Genomic DNA, 19,210 nt, shown 5'->3' on the forward strand with positions numbered 1-19,210 from the left:
ACTTACGCAAAGTGCCGCTGCTCCCCTGCCCCGTCGATATTCTCTATGCAACGGCCGCACAGTGTCGGGTGTACGCTGTGTGTCCCCACATCCGGGCGACGGTGCCAGCAGCGCTCGCACTTGGCGTCGGTAGATACCAGCACCTGCAGGCGCAACCCGTCCAGCTCGGTGGCGGCGGCCTTTTCCGGCGCGGCGGCCAGGGGCTCAAGTTCAGCTCCCGAGCTGATCAGTACAAACCGCAGCTCGTCACCCAGGGCTTCCAGCAGCGCCCGCAATGGTTCGGAAACATACAGGGTCACCACCGTATCCAGGGATCCGCGAACCGCACCCGCGGCACGCTGGACCTCGATTTCCCGGTTCACCGCCGCGCGTATCGCCATGACCTGCTGCCAGTAGTCGCGCCCCATGGGCTCATCGCCGCGGAGAGTATGCAATTCGCCATACCATTGGCATAAAAGCACGGACTCGGGGCGCTCACCGGGCAGGTTTTCCCAGATTTCATCCGCGGTAAAGCTCAGGATCGGCGCCACCCAGCGCACCAGTGCCTCCGCGATATGATACAGCGCGGTCTGCGCCGATCGACGGGCGGTGCTATCGGCCCGGGTTGTGTACTGACGATCCTTGATCACATCGAGATAAAAGCCCCCCAGGTCGTTACTGCAAAAGTTGTGCAGCTTCTGGTAGATCAAGTGAAACTGGTAGTCGTCATAAGCGGCAGAGAGTTCCTCCTGCAGGCACGCGGCGCGGTCAATTGCCCAGCGATCCAGCGACAACAGCTCCGAAAAAGCCAGCGCATCCGTGGCTGGATTGAAACCGGTCAGGTTGGACAACAAAAAGCGTGCGGTATTGCGTATCCGACGGTAGGAGTCCGCCGTGCGCTTGAACACTTCATCGGAGACGGTGAGCTCGCCACGATAATCGGTAGCAGCGACCCACAGGCGCAGAATATCCGCACCGAGGTCATTCATCACACTGTGCGGGGCAATCACGTTACCCAGCGATTTGGACATCTTGCGACCCTGGGCGTCAACCGTGAACCCGTGTGTAAGCACCTGGCGATAAGGGGCTTCACCGTAGGCGCCGATACCCGTTAGCAGCGAGGACTGGAACCAGCCACGGTGTTGGTCGGAACCCTCCAGGTATAAATCCGCGGGTGACCGCAAGCCCTCGCGCCGGCGCAGGACGCAGGCGTGGGTAACACCGGAATCAAACCACACATCCAGGGTGTCGGTCACTTTCTCGTAGGCCACGGCCTCGTCGCCCAGCAGTTCCTCCACACCGAGATCAAACCAGGCGTCGATACCACGACTCTCAATTCGTTGGGCTATGGCTTCAATCAGTTCGCCGGTCTGCGGATGCAATTCACCGGTTTCCCGGTGAATGAAGAGGGTGATTGGCGTACCCCAGGTACGCTGGCGGGAAATACACCAGTCCGGGCGCTGCGCCAACATGGATTCGATACGCGACTTGCCCCACTCCGGCACCCACTCCACCTGCTCTGCCGCCGCCAGTGCCTGTTGCAGCAAGCCCTGCTGCTGCATGCTGATAAACCACTGTGGCGTGGCGCGAAAGATAATCGGCGTTTTATGCCGCCAGCAGTGCGGATAGGAGTGATCGTAACCCTCGGTGTGCAGCAGTGTTCCACGCTCTCGCAGTAATTCCAGCATGCCGGCATCAATCTTGTGTACATGCTGGCCTGCAAAGAGCTCGGTGTCCGGCAAATAGACACCATTGCCGCCCACCGGGTTATATACCTCGAGGCCGTACTCCTGCCCAACAATGTAGTCATCCTGGCCGTGGGCCGGAGCAGTGTGTACCGCGCCCGTTCCGGCCTCAGTGGTCACATGTTCGCCCAGCACCACCGGCACCTGCCGCTGCAGGTAGCAATGCTGCAGCAGCTGGCCCTCCAGAGCACGCCCCTTGCAGCGGCCCAGGATCTCCAGCGCCGGCAGGCCGTATCGTGTCACCACCGAGGCCGCCAGCTCCTCAGCCACGACCAGGGCGCGCCCTTCCCCGGCCAGCAACACATACTCCAGCTCGGGATGCAGGGACACCGCCATGTTGGCAGGCAGGGTCCAGGGTGTTGTGGTCCAGATGGCCACTGCAATTTCACCGGCATAGTCACTGCCGCAGGCCGCGTTAACCGCAGCCGGGTCCAGCACCGGAAAGGCGACATCAATGGCGGTAGACCGTTTGTCCTGATACTCCACCTCGGCCTCGGCCAGGGCGGAGCCACAGTCCAGACACCAGTGCACGGGCTTGAAGCCCTTGTGCAGGTGGCCATTGTCGATGATACGGCCGAGGGTGCGCACGATATCGGCTTCAAACTGGAAATCCATGGTCAGGTAGGGATTGTGCCAGTCACCCAGGACACCCATGCGGATAAAATCCTCACGTTGCCGATCAACCTGGGTAGCGGCGTAATCACGGCACTTTTGCCGAAAATCCGCTGCCGATACCTTGACGCCGGGTTTACCGACTTTCTTCTCCACGTTGAGCTCAATCGGCAGGCCATGGCAATCCCAACCGGGCACGTAGGGCGCGTCAAACCCGGCAAGGGTTTTTGACTTGACGATAATATCCTTGAGGATCTTGTTAACGGCATGGCCCAGGTGCAGATCACCATTGGCGTAGGGCGGACCATCGTGCAGGATAAACAGTGGCCGTCCGGCACTGGCGGCGCGGATTTTCCGGTACAACCCCGCCTCCTGCCACTGCAGTAAACGCTGGGGCTCCCGCTGGGCCAGGCTGGCCTTCATCGGAAAAGCCGTTTGCGGCAGGTTCAGTGTGCTCTTGTAATCACTCATGCAGTTGTCAATCCAGTTCCTGTTCGTTCAGCGGCCGGCGAAGTCGTGCTCGGCAAACCATTGGCGGGCGTGGTCTGTATCCCGGGCAATCTGTTGCCGCAAGATATCAATGGATGGAAATTTCTCTTCTTCCCGCAGCTTGTGCAGGAAAGTCACTTCGATATGTTTGCCGTATAACTGCGGTTCACCGTCAAGCACATGTACTTCAAGGTTGGCACGAATACTGTCGTTAACCGTTGGCCGGGTACCGACGTTGGCAACCGCCGGCGCACCATCCAGGCCCGCGCCCCGTACCCGCACCGCATACACCCCCGACAGCGGCGAACGCAGTCGGTGCAGCTCCAGGTTGGCGGTTGGGAACCCCAGCTTGGCCCCAAGCTGGCGCCCGTAGACCACTTTGCCACTCATACTGTAAGGACGACTCAACAGCCGTTCTGCCAGGGGGAAATCGGCCTCTGCCAGGGCCTTGCGGATCCGGGTGCTGCTGACACGTTCCTGACCAAGTTCCAGGGTGTCGGTGGCCCCCGCTTCATAGCCATAGCGCTTGCCCTGCTGCTGGATAAACTCCACATCGCCCTGGCGATCATTGCCGAAGCGGAAATCGTCACCCAGAACAACGTAGCGCACTCCCAGGGCATCGACAAAGATCTCGTCGATGAACGCCTGTGCACTCATGCTGCGCAGGCGTTCGTTGAAGGTCACGCGTAGCACACGGTCGACACCCAGCTGCTGCAGCGCCAGGGCTTTCTCCCTGAAACTCATGATCCGTGCCGGCGCGGTGAGTGGCGTCAGGTATTCCCGCGGCAGCGGCTCAAATACAATCACCATGGACGGCAGGGCCAGCTCCGCGGCCTTTTCCTGCAGCTGGCGGATGACCGCCTGATGGCCAAGATGCACCCCATCAAAAGCGCCAATCGTAACCACGCAATTACGGTGTCTTGGCCGCAGATTGTGCAGGCCTCGAATCAGCTCCATGGAGTCGGGATCACCCTCTCAGATCAAACACAGGAGTATATCGAAAACCCACCCCCGAGCCTATGCCGTGTGGGCAATTGCTGCGATCGGGTCCGTGCATGGGTTTTACCGCAGGGGGGCGCGAAGGTGGTGCAAACGGGTTCCCAGCAGGGCGTGCAGGCCGAGGTAGGTGCCCGCACCCGCGGTGCAGGTCAGTGCCAGCTGCCACACCCGCTGTGGCAGGCTCCAGGCCAGCCAGACCTCGGTGCCGGGGCTAAACCAGTACACGGTGATCGCCATACCCGTGGCGGCCACCAACAATCGCACACTGTAACGGGACCAGCCGGGCTGGAACACAAACACCTGTTCCCGCATCAGCCCCCGTAGCAACAAGCCGGCATTGAGATAGGCCGCAACACTGGTAGCCAGCGCCAGGCCGACATGCCCGAGCTCAAAAAAATACATCAGCGGCAGTACGAATACCAAATTCAGCACCATGTTCGCGACCATGGCGATAATACCGATCTTCACCGGGGTCGCCGTATCCTGGCGGGCATAAAAACCCGGCGCGAGCACCTTGATCAGCATGAAGCCGCCAAGCCCGAGACTGTAGGCCTGCAAGCTGATTGCCGCCATGCCCACATCCCGGGGCATAAATTCACCGTACTGGAACAGGGTAACCAGAATAGGCTCCGCGAGCAGCAGCAGCGCCAGTGCGGCCGGTACGGCGATTAACAGGATTGAGCGCACTGACCAGTCCAGGGTCAGGCTGAACTGGTCCATACGCGCCCCGGCGCGATTGGCAGACAAACTGGGCAGGATCACTGTGGCGATCGCCACGCCAAATACGCCCAGGGGCAATTCCATCAGCCGGTCGGAATAATACAACCAGGAGACACTGCCGGTGGGGAGGAATGACGCCAGCACGGTGTCCAGCAGCAGGTTGATCTGGCTGACCGATACCCCAAACAGTGCCGGTACCATCAATTTGAGAATACGTCGTACGCCGGGATCTCGAGTATCCCAGCGCGGCCGGGGCACGAGTTCCAGGCGGTACAGAAAGGGAATCTGGAACAACAGCTGGACTACACCCGCCAGTGCCACCCCCCACGCCAGGGCAAATACCGGCTCTTCAAACCAGGGTGAGGCCACCAGGGCTGCGCCAATAAGGGACAGGTTGAGGAATACCGGCGTCAGCGCCGGTACTGCGAAGCGTCCATAACTGTTGAGGATTGCCCCACACAAGCCGGTCATGGAAATCAGCAGCAGATAGGGAAACGTAATGCGGATCATCTGTACGGTAAGTTCGTACTTGTAGGGGTCACCGACAAACCCCGGCGCGAACAGCGCAGTCACCAGTGGTGCGGCAAGGATGGTCAGGGATGTCACCAGTAGCAGGGTACCGCCCAGCACTCCCGCCACCCGGTCTATGAGCGCGCGCACTGCAGCCACACTACCCTCTTCCTTGTAATCTGCCAGTACCGGCACAAACGCCTGGGCAAAAGCGCCTTCGGCAAACAACCGGCGCAGGAAATTGGGGATTTTGAAAGCCACGAAAAAGGCATCGGCATTGGCGGTAGCGCCCACCACCGCGGCTATGACCACATCCCGGAGCAAACCCAGCACCCGTGACAGCATGGTCATGGTGCCCACCAGCAGGCTGGACCGAAGCAGGCCCGGCGCCGCTGGTGCCGGTGTATCAGGAAGCGACGTATTGGTCACGCCGACGGGTGACCGATCATGTCGCGCACCAGCGCTGGCGCAGGTTGTCGCCGTGGATTTGCAGCCATTGCAGGGCGATCAGGGTGTGTGCATTGGGGATCCGGTTCTCCGCCAGCAATGCCAGTGCCTCGGTGCGTGGAATACGATGTACCAGGATATCCTCATGCTCTGCCTCGGCACCGTGCACACCACCCACACCCGCTGTCTTTACCCGGCCACAAAACAGGCGTACATGTTCGGAACAGGCGCCGGCGCTGGGGTAATAGCTGGCAATGGGCAGCAGCTCGGTCAATTCACAGGCCGCTTCCTCTGCGGCTTCCCGGTGCGCTACCGTCTCATCGCTCTCCCCGATCTCAACCACACCAGCGATCAGTTCCAGCATCCAGGGACTGCCGGCGGCGCGCAGGGCACCGGGGCGAAACTGCTCAATCAGGATCAGGCTGTCGGTTTCGGGTTCGTAGGGCAAAACGCCAACCGCATCGCCACGCTCAAACACCTCGCGAACCACGGGTATGCTCCAGCCGCCGGCGAACAGGCGATGCTGCACGGTAAGCCGCCGCACGCTGAAATGCCCTTCAAAGGCGGCCTCATCGGCCAGTACGCGCACATCATCGGTGCTGAATTTGAGCTCGAAAGTCATCCCCGACGCCCGGCGGTATACCAGTTGACGTCGCGGGCATGGCTGTCCACCTGCCCGACAACATCCAGTACCAGCGCAAACAGGGCCATGCGCACCAGCAGGCCGTTATCCGTCTGGCGAAAAATGGCCAGGTTGGGATTGTCATTGAGGTCATCATCCAGCTCGCGAGCGCTCACCCGGGAGTCCCTGGGTAGCGGATGCATGATCACCGTGTTCGGCTCACAGTGCTCGGTATAAATGCTCTGGTTGAGACGAAACCGTCCCCGATAGAGATCCGCTTCCTGCTGTGAGCTGAACCGCTCTTCCTGGATGCGGGTGGAATAAACAATATCCACGTGCTTGATGCTGGACTCGAGCGCCTCTGACTCCAGCACCTGGTGGCCGGCATCACGCAGTTGTTCGACAATGGCGGCGGGCATGCGTAATTCCTCGGGCGACACCAGTACTACCTGGATAGACTCGAACAGGCACAACAGCTTACACAGGGAATGTACCGTACGCCCGAAGCGCAAGTCTCCCACCATGGCGATACGCAGCTTATCAATGCCACGGCCGCGCCCTGCCAGCTCTTTCTTGATGGTGTACAGGTCCAGCAGGGCCTGGGTAGGATGCTCGTTAGTGCCATCGCCGCCATTGATTACCGGCACCCGGCTGGCGGCGGCGAACTCCGCCACCGAACCCTCCTGGGGATGACGCATAACGATGATGTCCGAATAGCCACTGAGTACCCGCGCGGTATCGTACAGTGACTCACCCTTGGCAATGGCTGACTGCTCGAAGCCGGTGGTCTCGCGGACTTCGCCGCCGAGGAGGTTAAAAGCACTGCCAAAACTGACCCGGGTTCGAGTACTGGGCTCGAAAAACATGGCACCGAGAATGGCGCCATCAAGTACCCGGGTCACACGACGACGCTGGGCATAAGGCTCCATGCGATCCGCGATCGTAAACAGGTATTCAACGTCGGGCCGCTCGAAGGGGCCGATTGAGAGAATATGGCTACCGGCAAACTGCACGCAAAAGCTCTCCACGCTGGTGTCGTGCCCCACTTGTCTGCGGAGCTGGGGCTATTATACGGGTCGACTGCGGACCTGCCCATGACTCATGCCGGGAATATAACCACGCCGTCTCAGGCCAGCAGGCTATCGCCATAATCAAGCAGGTCCTGCAGCAGCTGTTGCTGCGCCGGGGGCCGGCTCTCTGACTGGAGGCGCTCGATCAGCGCCTGGTACTCATCCATACAGATACTGGCTCCGGCCTCGGCTTCGGTAAGTCGCTGGAAGCGAAACTCATCCCACTGGGCCTGTTCTTCTGCCGACAGGGAATCGGGGAAATTCCGGGCGCGATAGCGAAACAACATCTCCGGAAGCCGCGCGTCCTCGAAAACAAAGGTCTGACTGGCCAGCGCCTCCGGAGCCGCCTCGCGTACCCCTTGCAGTGCCTGCCGATCGCGGTCAGAGAAGAAACCGCCGCTGTAGAGCATGCGATCCGGGTCAGTTATCGGTGTGAAACTGCGGCCCTGGTAGACTGCCTGGATCTTGTTGAGAAAGGCGACCGGATCGCGCTCACGCCACTGCCGCAACAGGGCGAGATGCTCGCGGCAGCGCTGTCCGTTCAGGCCGATGCGAGCCGCTGTGGCCGGGTCGGCCATTTTGGCCGGAACCAGCACCGGACAACGGTTGCTGTGCACGGTTTTAAGGCCGGGCCTAGCCTGGCCGGACCTAGCCTGGTCCGGCCCTCCCTGGCCGGGTTCCGGGACATCGCGGCGTGCGAACAGGGCCTGCTGGATTTCGGCTACCGACATGTCCTGCAACATCTGTGGATCGCTCTCCAGGTCAAAACAGATCACCTCGTTGCGGTTGTCCGGATGCGGCGCGAGCGGCACTATCAGTCCGGTATTGTAACGCGCACCACCAAACATGCCCGACACATGCAGCACCGGCTTCATACTTGCCACGTCAAGCTGCGATTGCACACTGCGTTTGTCACGCTGGCCGAGGATATAGTCATATAAGCGCGGCTGGCGTTCGCGCACCAGCCGCGCCATCGCAATGGTGGCCTCAACATCCGACAGTGCATCGTGCGCCGCCGCATGGCTGATACCGTTGGCGGCTGTCAGTTCTTCCAGCCGAAAGCTGGCCAGGCCATCTTCGCGTAGCGGCCACTCGATACCGTCAGGACGCAGGGCCCAGGCGGTTCGCAGCATATCGATGATGTCCCAGCGGGAATTACCCTGTTGCCATTCACGCGCGTAGGGATCATAGAAGTTGCGATACAGGGTGAAGCGGGTCACCTCGTCATCAAAGCGCAGGGAATTGTAGCCCACGCCGCAAGTACCCGGCTGCGACAGTTCGGCGTGAATCCGGCGGATGAACTCACATTCCGGCAGACCCTTCTCAAGCGCCAGCTGGGGGCTGATCCCGGTGACCAGACACGCCTCCGGATGGGGCAGAACGTCGGTGGCCGGGCGCGCATAGATCACCAGCGGTTCGCCGATCACATTCAGCTCGGCATCCGTGCGCACACCGGCAAACTGCACAGGCCGGTCCCGAGATGGATCCACCCCGAAAGTTTCGTAGTCGTGCCAGTAAAAGGTCTGCGCCGCCATCAGCTGGGCCCCGCCTGCTCAGATGAGTTTAATGGCCTGTTCCTCGATCTTCGCCCGCCAGATTTTGGGGCCGATATCATGTACCGACGTGCCGCGGGCATCCACCGCCACACTGACCGGCATATCCTTCACTTCAAACTCGTAAATGGCCTCCATGCCCAGCTCCGGGAATGCAACTACCCGCGCCGAGGTGATGGCCCTGGAGACCAGGTAAGCAGCGCCACCTACGGCCATGAGGTATACGGCCTTGTGCTTCTTTATAGCCTCGATACCTACCGGGCCGCGCTCGGCCTTGCCAATCATGCCCAGCAGGCCCGTGTGCTCAAGGATAAAGTCGGTGAACTTGTCCATACGCGTTGCCGTGGTGGGGCCGGCAGGGCCCATTACCTCGTCGCGCACCGGGTCAACCGGGCCCACGTAGTAGATAAACCGACCCTTGAGATCAACCTCGGGGGGCAAGCCCTCGCCACTTTCAATCAGTTCCTTCATTTTCTTGTGCGCGGCATCGCGGCCAGTCAGCATTTTGCCGGACAACAAGACGGTATCCCCTGGTTGCCATTGCTGCGCTTCCTCGGCGGTCACCGTATCGAGGTCAACCCGGCGCACATCCGCGCCCACTTCCCAGGTAATGTCGGGCCAGTCGTCCAGGTCCGGGGCGGTTTGCAGCGCGGGGCCGGAGCCGTCCAGCACAAAATGAGCATGCCGGGTAGCGGCGCAGTTGGGAATCATCGCCACCGGCAGCGACGCGGCGTGGGTAGGATAGTCCTTGATCTTGACATCCAGGACAGTGGTCAGGCCGCCCAGACCCTGGGCACCAATGCCCAGTCGGTTAACGGCATCCATGATTTCCAGACGCAGCTCTTCAGCGCGACTGGATGGGCCACGGGCGCGCAGCTCATGGATATCGATGGGCTCCATCAGGGCCTCCTTGGCCATTACCGCGGCTTTTTCCGCCGTGCCGCCGATGCCAATCCCCAGCATGCCCGGCGGACACCATCCCGCACCCATGGTCGGCACCGTCTTGACCACCCAATCCACGATACTGTCCGAGGGGTTAAGCATGGCCAGCTTGGACTTGTTCTCGGAACCACCACCCTTGGCAGCCACCTGCACATCCAGGGTATCACCCGGGACGACCTCCATATGAATGACTGCCGGCGTATTGTCTTTGGTATTGCGGCGCGCACCGGCGGGGTCCTCGAGAATAGAGGCACGCAGGACGTTATCCGGGTGCAGGTAGGCGCGACGTACGCCTTCATTGACCATGTCCGCCACCGACAGAGAGCCTTCCCATTGCACGTTCATACCAATTTTGAGGAATACCGTCACAATGCCCGTGTCCTGGCAGATTGGGCGATGTCCCTGGGCACACATGCGTGAATTGATCAGAATCTGGGCCATGGCGTCTTTCGCAGCGGGGTTCTGCTCCAGCGCCCAGGCCTCATGAACGGCTTTCACGAAGTCCAGCGGGTGGTAATAGGAAATGAATTGCAGCGCATCGGCCACACTATCAATAAGATCATCCTGACGGATTATGGTCATGGCAGGTGCCTTGTATCAGAGGTTGGAGAATGTGCGGGCGCTCAGGGCGCCCCTTGCAAAGTGTTTACCGATGACTGCAGATCGGACAGGGTGCGATTGACCTGGCCGCGGAAAGCGTTGATGGAGTTCACCCAATCCTCATTGTCCTGCACCCGCTTGCTCAGCTTGGCGAGGTCAACGTTAATCCGGTTGAGGTTGTCCGCCACCTTCTCAACCTGGGCCTGGTTACTTTTGGCGCTGGCCATCAGTCGCTCGAGGTCGGCGGCAACATTCTTGAGCTTGGCAATATCGTTGGTCGCCGCTGCCAGCGTGGTTTTCGTGCCGGCAAGGCTCTTTTCGACAGCGGCCACTTTTCTGGCCTCGCTGGCACTGGTCTTTTGCAGCTCTTCGATCGCGGCCTTGTTGCGCCGCCAGGCGGAGGCCCACAGCTTGTCGACCTCGGAGTACAGCTCCTTGATCTTGACCGCCATGGCCGCGGTGTTCTGGCTCAAACCCTCGTCGGTGTCGGACAGGCGGTCCTCCAGGTCGGCGATCCGACTGGCGTACCGCTCCATCTGGGTATCGGCCAACTCCAGGCGCTCCTGCAGCTGGAAAGCCCAGGCGCAGGCCACCCCGGCCACAACAAGCGCCAGGGCGATGAACAGGCGCGACCAGAGCCCGCCGCCACCATTGCTGCCGCCCTTCGGCGGCCCTGCACTGCGACGGGGCTTGTCCGGCTTGCCGCCCCGGGGCTTACCGGCAGAAAAATCCTGCCCGGATTCGCGCTCGGGGATAATGGAGGGAATGTCATCGATATCGTCTTGGGACATAACACCGCGCTGCCTGTAGAAACCGGGGGCTCATTATACATGGCCGGGCACCGCGGTGGCAGACCGACATCAACAAGATACTGACCAGCACTTACCCGACACGCAAGGAATTTGGGGTGGAAGAATGCAAATCACCCGCAGAGCGGGTGATTCTGGTGTGGCAACAGGAGCCTACGCTGGCTGAACGGACTCCTGCAACGGCGTTACAGAACGATCAGTAGCCCCCACACAGCAGCGGCCAGGGCGATGCTGAGGTGCACGACTCCCTTGACGCTGGCCATGGGACCCATTTTGCCGAACAGGGCGTTGGCTTCAAGCAGCAGGATCAGGGCACAGCAAACAATAAGACCCGTGGCGGTCACATCGGCAATGTACAAGTGCTTGGAACCCAGCATACCAAACAGCATTACGCCGGAAAGCAGGGTGTTGGTCCGCGAGGCAAGGCCCGCCTTGGCTGCAGCCGCCGGGCCATCGCCCTCTTTCATGCCCAGCACAATCTGTTGCTTTGGCCAGATAATCAGCCACACGTTGAGGAACATCAGGGTACCGGCCAGTGAACCGATCCAGATCAGCGAACTGCCCACGAAATTTTTCATCGCACCGGTTGCCATCAGTAACACCAGGCCGGTGAGGAAGGTAAACATTGCGCCCCAGCGGAACCACCACAGGGCCCGGGGTGCGAGCTTCTTCATGGCATCTGTTTTGGCGCCCGCCTCGGCTTCCTTGAAGTATTCCGTTTGGACAAAATTGAAATAATAGAGCATACCTATCCAGGTAATACCGAATAATACGTGGGCCCAACGGAAAATAAATTCAACAATCATAGCGCGCTCCTTGCCTTGGTTATTAGACTTCGATCAAGTGTACACCCTTTTCACGCCGCTGCGTAAGCAGTCAAAACGTCTCCGGACAAACATTCAGCCGAAAAAAAACCCCGCAAAGTGCGGGGTTTTCAAGGGTTTCAGGTGGAGATGGCTTACATCATGCCGCCCATGCCACCCATACCGCCCATACCACCCATGCCGCCCATGTCAGGCATACCGCCGCCACCTGAAGATTTCTCTTCCGGTGCGTCGGCAACCATTACCTGGGTAGTGATCATCAGTGATGCCACTGAACCGGCGGCCTGCAGGGCTGTACGGGTTACTTTCGCAGGGTCAAGAATACCCATTTCGATCATATCGCCGTACTCGCCTGTAGCGGCGTTGTAGCCGTAATTACCAGTGCCCTGGCGCACTTTATCCAGGACCACGGAAGCTTCGCCACCCGCGTTGTAAACAATCTGGCGCAACGGATTTTCCATGGCGCGCAACGCTGCGGCAATACCATGATTCTGGTCTTCGTTATCACCCTTGAGGCCGCGAATGGCATCAACAGCACGAATCAGTGCCACACCACCACCTGCAACCACGCCTTCTTCCACAGCTGCACGGGTTGCGTGCAGAGCGTCTTCAACGCGGGCTTTCTTCTCTTTCATTTCCATTTCCGTGGCTGCACCAACCTTGATCACGGCAACACCGCCGGCCAACTTCGCCACACGTTCCTGCAACTTCTCGCGATCGTAGTCGGAGCTGGTATTTTCGATCTGTACGCGCACTTCCTTAACCCGCGCCTCGATCGCACTCGAATCACCAGCGCCATCAATGATGACCGTGTTGTCCTTGTCCATGGTGACGCGCTTGGCGCTGCCCAGGTGCTCAAGGGTGGTTGACTCAAGGTCCATACCCACTTCTTCGGAGATGACAGTAGCGCCAGTCAGTACCGCGATGTCCTGCAGCATGGCCTTGCGACGGTCACCGAAGCCGGGTGCCTTACAGGCGGCGACTTTAACGATGCCGCGCATGTTGTTGACTACCAGGGTAGCCAGCGCTTCGCCTTCAACGTCTTCAGCCACAATGACTAGCGGACGCGAGGACTTGGCAACCTGCTCCAGCAGAGGCAGCATTTCACGTATGTTGGAGATCTTCTTGTCAACCAGCAGGATGAACGGCGACTCGATATCGGCGCTCATGTTTTCCTGGTTGTTGATGAAGTAGGGAGAAAGGTAGCCGCGATCAAACTGCATACCTTCAACCACTTCCAGCTCATTTTCCAGGCTGGAACCTTCTTCAACCGTGATGACGCCTTCCTTGCCGACCTTGTCCATCGCTTCGGCGATAATCTTGCCAACCTGCTCATCACTGTTGGCAGAGATGGTGCCGACCTGGGCTATCGCCCGGGTGTCTTCACAGGGAGTCGCAGCTTCCTGAACCTTGAGAACCGCGGCGGCAATGGCTTTGTCGATGCCGCGTTTGATATCCATCGGGTTCATGCCAGCGGCGACGGCCTTGAGGCCTTCGTTCACGATGGCCTGTGCCAGTACGGTGGCGGTGGTGGTGCCGTCACCAGCCTGGTCGGAAGCTTGTGAAGCCACTTCCTTGACCATTTGCGCACCCATGTTTTCGAACTTGTCGGCCAGCTCGATTTCCTTGGCCACGGACACACCGTCCTTGGTTACGGTCGGCGCGCCGAACGACTTGTCGATAATCGCGTTGCGACCCTTGGGGCCCAGGGTTACCTTAACGGCATCCGCCAGCACGTTAATGCCTTTGAGCATGCGATGACGTGCGTCATCACCGAAAATTACGTCTTTTGCTGCCATGATCCAATTCCTTCGTATTCAGTCATTGATGTGGTTGTCAGAGAGTCTTACTCGACGATCGCAAAAATCTCGCTCTCACCCATGATGATCAGCTTCTCGCCATCGATTTCGATGGTGTTACTGCCGGCATACTGGCCAAACACGATCTTGTCCCCTACTTTCACAGCCAGGGGGCGCAGGTCGCCATTTTCCAGTACCTTGCCTTCGCCAACCGCAATCACTTCTCCCTGATTGGGCTTTTCTTTGGCGGAACCGGGCAGCAGAATGCCTCCAGCTGTGGTTTCTTCCTCTTCCTTGCGACGAACGACAACGCGGTCGTACAGCGGACGGATTTTCATTAGTCTGATTCTCCTGGTTACAATGTTATACAGGCCCGATCGGGCACACCCCTTTGGGGCTTGGTGCGGATATTGGGGCGCGGGGATGATTTTCAAGGGTATTTTTAGCACTCAGCGTAAAAGAGTGCCAAAAATAAGCCGGGGACCGGCCAAAGATCGGGGAGCACCCGTATTTACACCTGAAAATATTGAATATTCTTCTTAAAAATCAATGGTATAAATGCGTCAATCGTCCAGGCGACGATAATCACCCTCAATTGTGGTCGACCCGGGCTTATCGGGCCCGGAGCTGTCGCGCTCCGGCGCGTAAGGCTCGGGCTGCGGCCCACCGAAACGACGGGCCAGCTTGCGCCGCAGGGGCCCGATCAGCAAAATCACTGCCCCCACATCAGAGATCATCCCCGGGAATATCAGCAAAATACCCGCCAGGCCCAACGCCATGTCATCCAGCAACAGTTGCGGCCCCAGCACAGCGCCCTGTTGCGCTTCGCGCAGGCGCTGGAACATCCCCCTGCCCTGCCGGCGCAGTAGCATCACGCCCAGTACCAGGGTTAACAATACATAAGCCAGGGCCGTGAGGGCACTGGTCTCTACCCCCAACTTGATCAGGGTATAGAGTTCCAGCCAGGGAAGTAGCAGGATAATCAACCGCATAAAATGTTCTCCATAGTCCTTACTATGAGGATGGAATAACGAATTGCAAGAACAGCCGCCGGATTTGGCCCTGGAAACGGACACTTGTTCTTGCCTGCGATGGCGAAAATACCGATTATGGGTGCCTCATGTCGTCCAGGGGACCCAAAAAAGGGCAACAACAAGGTGGTTGGAGGAATTAACCGATGAGCTTTTTCTACCCTGACAATATCCAGCCAATGCGTGAAGCCAATGCACTACGTGACGATGTCACCGCACTGCGAGCGCAAATGGATGAGGACGGCTATCTGCTTTTCCGCAATGCTATAGACCCACACAAGCTGACTGTGCTGCGCGAACAGATCACCACTATCCTGGCCGGGATTGGCTGGATTCTTGGTGATGAACAGCAACTCGACGCCAGGGCTGCGGGGCTGCCGCAACGCGAGGGAGAAGAGGGTTATTTTGAGGCGCATGACAAGATTGTAAAACTCGAAGCATTTCATGCATTGGCTCACGATGAAAAGCTGATGCATATTATACGGCAATCCCTGGGCGAAGACGTGTTTGCACACCCCCTGAGTATTGTGCGCCTGGTATTCCCCAATAACCCTGAGATCACCACCCCTCCGCATCAGGACTACCCTAACAATCAGGGCAGCGAAAAACTTACCGCGGCCTGGATACCGCTGCATGATTGCCCGATTGAAATGGGAGCATTGGCCATACTGAAAGGCTCACACAAAAATGGCTTATTACCATTGCAATTCCATATGGGGCCCGGAAATCGTTGCGCGGTAATTCCGCAAACTATGCATGAACTCGAGTGGGTAAGCACTGATTTTCAGGTGGGCGACGTCCTGCTGTTCCCGGCATTGACAGTCCACAGCGCGCTCGAGAACAAGGACCCTGAACGTATGCGTTTATCTGTGGATTACCGTTACCAGCTGGAAGGTGAGGCGCTGACAGAGAACTCATTGAAACCGCATTTTTCCCGCCTGAGCTGGGAAGAAATCTACCGGGACTGGCAGTCAACGGATTTACAATATTATTGGTACAAAAAGCGATTCGACGTTATCCCCTGGCAGAACCTGCATGAGCTTCCCGATGACCATGTCAAAGACGCCATGAAACAATGTATCCGCTATGAAAATAAACGCCAGCAACGTTATGCAGAAAACCGTCTGCATCACCACGAAGATAAAGCAGTCTAGGCTGCCGTTATGTCCAGCCCACTCAAGGCAATTATCTGCGGATACGAAAAATCAGGTACGACCTTGCTCAATGAAATCCTGCGCCGCCATCCAGATATGGATTCGGGCTTCGAGTGCGGATTCCTCCTGGGTGATTCGCCACAAGATTTTCCGGGGATTCAACCGTATTACGGAAATTTTCGTAAAACGTGGCAACTCACTCGCCAGGATATGCATTACATCTGTAACACTGATGACTGGCAGGAGTGTTATGCACGTGCCAGGGAACGCTGTCCCTTTATTGCAGATAAGACAACCGGTCTTTTCGACAAGACGCCTATTTACATGCTCCACTTGAACGCCGTCCTGAATAAAATGCCCCAGCTGCCGTGTGTCGTGAATGTTCGTGACCCGCGCGCTCTGTTTCTATCCTGGGCCAGGTGGTCATGGCAAGAGAATCCAGAACAGTGGATAAACGATAATTTTGAAGTAAACTGCCGCCGGTTTATCAGCTATGCCGAGGGATACCGCCAGGCACTGGCATCCCACGGTGACAGAATTATTGTCAACCAGTTCGAAGTCTTCTGCCTTAACGCCGAAAAACAACTGGAAAAAATATTCAATCACCTTGGATTATTGTTTGACCCCGACTATCTGTATTTTTCTTCCAGGCATTTTGTCTACGGAAACACCATCTCCGATGAATACGTGTTTCCCTATCGCGAAGCGTTTTCCAACGAACTTTGCGAACGTATTCTCACTGCCACAGAAAAATACTCAGAGTGGCACTATCATGCCTGAGCTTCCATCGATCGGCATGGGGCGCCGGTGTTAACCCCCTACCGCGACTTGCTGGACAGTCATGGCAGCCCATACTATGAATGCGCAGCCCACGTTCCCGACCCGGTTGCAGTTGGGGGTGTCGGCGGCAGCGGCACGCGTGTTATCAATCAGCTTCTTGCGGAACTCGGCTTTTGCATGGCCACACCCATGAATGATGCCGGCGATGCCCTCGAATGGCCACCCCTGGATAAGCTGTTGGCACCGTGTGCGCATGGTATGGAAGCCCGGGATCCTGACTTCTTCAGGGCCCTCAACGTCCTGGACGGATTGCTGGCCCTCAGGCGACATAACCTCGGGGCCACTCTGCGTTCGGGCTGGAAAGTCCCCAGCACCTTCCTCTGGCTTACCGGCCTGGCAGAGTTCTTTCCGCAGATGCAATATATACACCTGATAAGAAATGGCCTGGACATGGCGTACTCCGGCAACCAGAGGCAAGTTCGAAGGTGGTCGGCCAAGTTCGGTATTAACGGGGATCACGGAGCCGGAGATAGAATGCCACCGGCACTCATGCTCGAATACTGGCTGCGAGCCAACAAGTTCGTACTCGATACTGGCCCTGAACTCCTGGGCAACCGATTCCTTCTTGTCAGGTACGAGGCCCTGTGCCTTAATCCCGAGAAAGAAATCCGTCGTCTCTGCGCATTTCTGGAAACCGACATTGAATCGACCAGGCTGCAGCTGCTCGCCAGCAGGATTACTCCGCCGGCCTCTCTGCACCGTTACCGAAAGGCCCGGTGGCAGGAAGATTTCAGTACACAACAACTGCAAAGGGTCCAGGCACTGGGCTACACTCCCTGAATGTCGACATCCACGGAATCACACAAGCCGCCCCTGATTCATATCGGGATGCCAAAAGCCGCGTCCACCTGGCTACAACAGCGATTTTTCAGGCCGGAACACGGGTACAAATTATGCTATGGCCCCCTGGCCGCCCACCTGGCATTCATTTCGCCACGGCCGTTCTGCTGGACGCCCCCCACCAACACGGGCGTTGAAAAGGCCGGCAGCCTGACGCCGGTCATATCCTGTGAAGCACTTTCGGGGGACCCGCTATCGGGTGGTGCCGATGGCGAAATGATTCTGGCGAGGCTGCATCAGGCGCTTCCGGATGCCAGAATCCTGATTGTTATCAGGGAGCAGATCGACATGCTGCGGTCGCTTTATCAGCTTCTGGTGAATTGGGGTTACCCTTACAAACTCGATCTGCTGGCAAATAACACGCTCTCCGCCAAGGCCCCCCGATTCGAACCGGCCTTCCTGTGCTACGATCGCATCATCAAAGCCTATCAGGATGCCTTCGGACATCACAAAGTCCTCGTTCTCAGTTTCGAGGAATTCCGCTCACAACCCCTGATTTTCCTCAATAAACTGAATCTTTTCTGCGGGGTTGAATCGCCGCCTCATGCCCCGCAGCCAGCAGTACATGAACGCATCAACAGCAAGCGGGATCTTTTCAGTCTCGAGTTGAAACGGCTGTACAACCGCCATATCGCCAGAACGGTATTTGATATGGGCGGCTTCTACTCCCCCGCCAGGATACAGGCGGCAGGCAACGTCTCCCTGCCGGCACCCAGGATACTGACCGATATATACGAGCGCAGATTCAGTCAACGCGCACGGTCCCTTATTGGGCCGTTGTACGAAGAGAGTAACCTCAACACGGAACAACTGACCGGGCTACCCCTGGGTGCTCTCGGCTACATAAAAGGTTCAAGATAGATGATCACATGGACAGGGAAAAAACATTTCGAATTGGGTGACACCAGCTTCCGCCTGGTCAATTTTCAAGAGTCGCACGTGAAGGCTGGTGATGACGCCCAGATCATCTTCAAGGAACGCTGGATGATCGAGCGCTACACACACCTCTTCACCAGGATAAAGCCACAGAATATTGTTGAACTGGGAATCCACCAGGGTGGCAGCGCAGTATTTTTTCATAAACTGGCAGAAAGCCCCAAACTGGTCGCCATAGAGTTGAACGAAAACAGGATCGAAAGCCTGGATTCCTATATCCGGGACCACGGCCTTGAGACCTCCCTGATTCCGGTTCACGGGGTAAACCAGGCAGATAATCATCGCGTCAGCCGGATTCTCGACGAAGAGTTTGGCGACCGGATGATTGACCTGGTCATTGACGACGCTTCCCACTTCCTCGACGAAACCCGCGCTTCCTTCAATACGATTTTTCCCCGCCTGCGCCCAGGTGCCGCCTATATCATCGAGGACTGGTCCTGGGCACACGCGGACGCGGGAGCCCCCGATGACTCCCCTGGCTTTTATCCGGAGCGCGAACCACTCACCAAACTCCTGTTTGAGATTGTTCTGGCCTGTGGGTCGACACGCAACCTGATCAATCGCGTGGAAATCGACAATAACTCAGCAATAATCTGGCGTGGCACAGCCTCTCTGGCCGCGGGTGAGTTTGATATCGCAAGCAGCTGCCTGGCCCGGGGGCGTAACCTGGTCAGTATCGGCTAAAGGGC

General features: G+C 58.1%; 17 protein-coding genes. 5 read left to right on the forward strand and 12 right to left on the reverse strand.

What is annotated here, in order from left to right:
* Positions 1 to 2 precede the first annotated feature (2 nt).
* The 12 genes from ileS to CWI75_RS14305 form a co-directional block, all read right to left on the reverse strand.
* The gene (ileS, locus tag CWI75_RS14250; protein ID WP_101522193.1) at positions 3 to 2,807 is read right to left on the reverse strand and encodes an isoleucine--tRNA ligase; all 2,805 of its coding nucleotides are present in this window, start codon (positions 2,805 to 2,807) and stop codon (positions 3 to 5) included.
* A gap of 27 nt (positions 2,808 to 2,834) precedes the next feature.
* The gene (gene ribF / locus CWI75_RS14255) at positions 2,835 to 3,782 is read right to left on the reverse strand and encodes a bifunctional riboflavin kinase/FAD synthetase (protein ID WP_101522194.1); all 948 of its coding nucleotides are present in this window, start codon (positions 3,780 to 3,782) and stop codon (positions 2,835 to 2,837) included.
* Between the two features lie 105 nt (positions 3,783 to 3,887).
* Complete coding sequence (gene murJ / locus CWI75_RS14260) at positions 3,888 to 5,483, reverse strand: murein biosynthesis integral membrane protein MurJ (RefSeq protein ID WP_277621772.1); 1,596 nt, start codon at positions 5,481 to 5,483, stop codon at positions 3,888 to 3,890.
* 16 nt (positions 5,484 to 5,499) lie between these two features.
* Positions 5,500 to 6,123, reverse strand: coding sequence for an NUDIX domain-containing protein (locus tag CWI75_RS14265; RefSeq protein WP_101522195.1), 624 nt, complete (start codon positions 6,121 to 6,123; stop codon positions 5,500 to 5,502).
* Entirely contained in the window at positions 6,120 to 7,136 is a 1,017-nt protein-coding gene (locus tag CWI75_RS14270; RefSeq protein ID WP_101522196.1) for an aspartate carbamoyltransferase, read from the reverse strand. The genes CWI75_RS14265 and CWI75_RS14270 overlap by 4 nt, the downstream gene beginning before the upstream one ends.
* Positions 7,137 to 7,249: 113 nt before the next feature.
* Positions 7,250 to 8,728 carry an exodeoxyribonuclease I gene (sbcB, locus tag CWI75_RS14275; protein ID WP_101522197.1) on the reverse strand — a complete coding sequence of 493 codons (1,479 nt, stop codon included), beginning with the start codon at positions 8,726 to 8,728 and terminating at the stop codon, positions 7,250 to 7,252.
* Positions 8,729 to 8,746: 18 nt separating this feature from the next.
* The gene (locus tag CWI75_RS14280) at positions 8,747 to 10,270 is read right to left on the reverse strand and encodes a fumarate hydratase (protein ID WP_101522198.1); all 1,524 of its coding nucleotides are present in this window, start codon (positions 10,268 to 10,270) and stop codon (positions 8,747 to 8,749) included.
* Between the two features lie 41 nt (positions 10,271 to 10,311).
* Positions 10,312 to 11,079, reverse strand: coding sequence for a hypothetical protein (locus CWI75_RS14285; protein WP_241521236.1), 768 nt, complete (start codon positions 11,077 to 11,079; stop codon positions 10,312 to 10,314).
* A gap of 203 nt (positions 11,080 to 11,282) precedes the next feature.
* A complete protein-coding gene (locus CWI75_RS14290) occupies positions 11,283 to 11,903 on the reverse strand; it encodes a urate hydroxylase PuuD (RefSeq protein WP_101522199.1) in 621 nt (206 codons plus the stop codon).
* A 152-nt stretch (positions 11,904 to 12,055) separates the two neighbouring features.
* Complete coding sequence (gene groL / locus CWI75_RS14295) at positions 12,056 to 13,720, reverse strand: chaperonin GroEL (protein ID WP_101522200.1); 1,665 nt, start codon at positions 13,718 to 13,720, stop codon at positions 12,056 to 12,058.
* A 47-nt stretch (positions 13,721 to 13,767) separates the two neighbouring features.
* The gene (locus CWI75_RS14300) at positions 13,768 to 14,058 is read right to left on the reverse strand and encodes a co-chaperone GroES (RefSeq protein WP_101522201.1); all 291 of its coding nucleotides are present in this window, start codon (positions 14,056 to 14,058) and stop codon (positions 13,768 to 13,770) included.
* A 225-nt stretch (positions 14,059 to 14,283) separates the two neighbouring features.
* Complete coding sequence (locus CWI75_RS14305) at positions 14,284 to 14,712, reverse strand: FxsA family protein (protein ID WP_101522202.1); 429 nt, start codon at positions 14,710 to 14,712, stop codon at positions 14,284 to 14,286.
* 218 nt (positions 14,713 to 14,930) lie between these two features.
* Between CWI75_RS14305 and CWI75_RS14310 the strand changes: the two genes are divergently transcribed.
* Genes CWI75_RS14310 through CWI75_RS14330 form a run of 5 tightly spaced genes read left to right on the forward strand, consistent with a single transcriptional unit; the run spans position 14,931 to position 19,205 of the window.
* Positions 14,931 to 15,905 carry a phytanoyl-CoA dioxygenase family protein gene (locus CWI75_RS14310; RefSeq protein ID WP_162300095.1) on the forward strand — a complete coding sequence of 325 codons (975 nt, stop codon included), beginning with the start codon at positions 14,931 to 14,933 and terminating at the stop codon, positions 15,903 to 15,905.
* A 9-nt stretch (positions 15,906 to 15,914) separates the two neighbouring features.
* Complete coding sequence (locus CWI75_RS14315) at positions 15,915 to 16,685, forward strand: sulfotransferase family protein (protein WP_101522204.1); 771 nt, start codon at positions 15,915 to 15,917, stop codon at positions 16,683 to 16,685.
* 27 nt (positions 16,686 to 16,712) lie between these two features.
* A complete protein-coding gene (locus CWI75_RS14320) occupies positions 16,713 to 17,525 on the forward strand; it encodes a sulfotransferase family protein (RefSeq protein ID WP_101522205.1) in 813 nt (270 codons plus the stop codon).
* Positions 17,526 to 18,446: a hypothetical protein gene (locus CWI75_RS14325; protein WP_101522206.1), complete on the forward strand. Its 921-nt coding sequence runs from the start codon at positions 17,526 to 17,528 to the stop codon at positions 18,444 to 18,446. It abuts the gene before it with no gap.
* Positions 18,447 to 19,205, forward strand: a complete 759-nt coding sequence (locus CWI75_RS14330) for a CmcI family methyltransferase (protein WP_101522207.1) — start codon at positions 18,447 to 18,449, stop codon at positions 19,203 to 19,205.
* The last annotated feature ends 5 nt before the right edge of the window (positions 19,206 to 19,210 follow it).

The sequence above is a fragment of the Kineobactrum sediminis genome (genome assembly GCF_002868715.1).
In the GTDB taxonomy this organism is placed as follows: domain Bacteria; phylum Pseudomonadota; class Gammaproteobacteria; order Pseudomonadales; family Halieaceae; genus Kineobactrum; species Kineobactrum sediminis.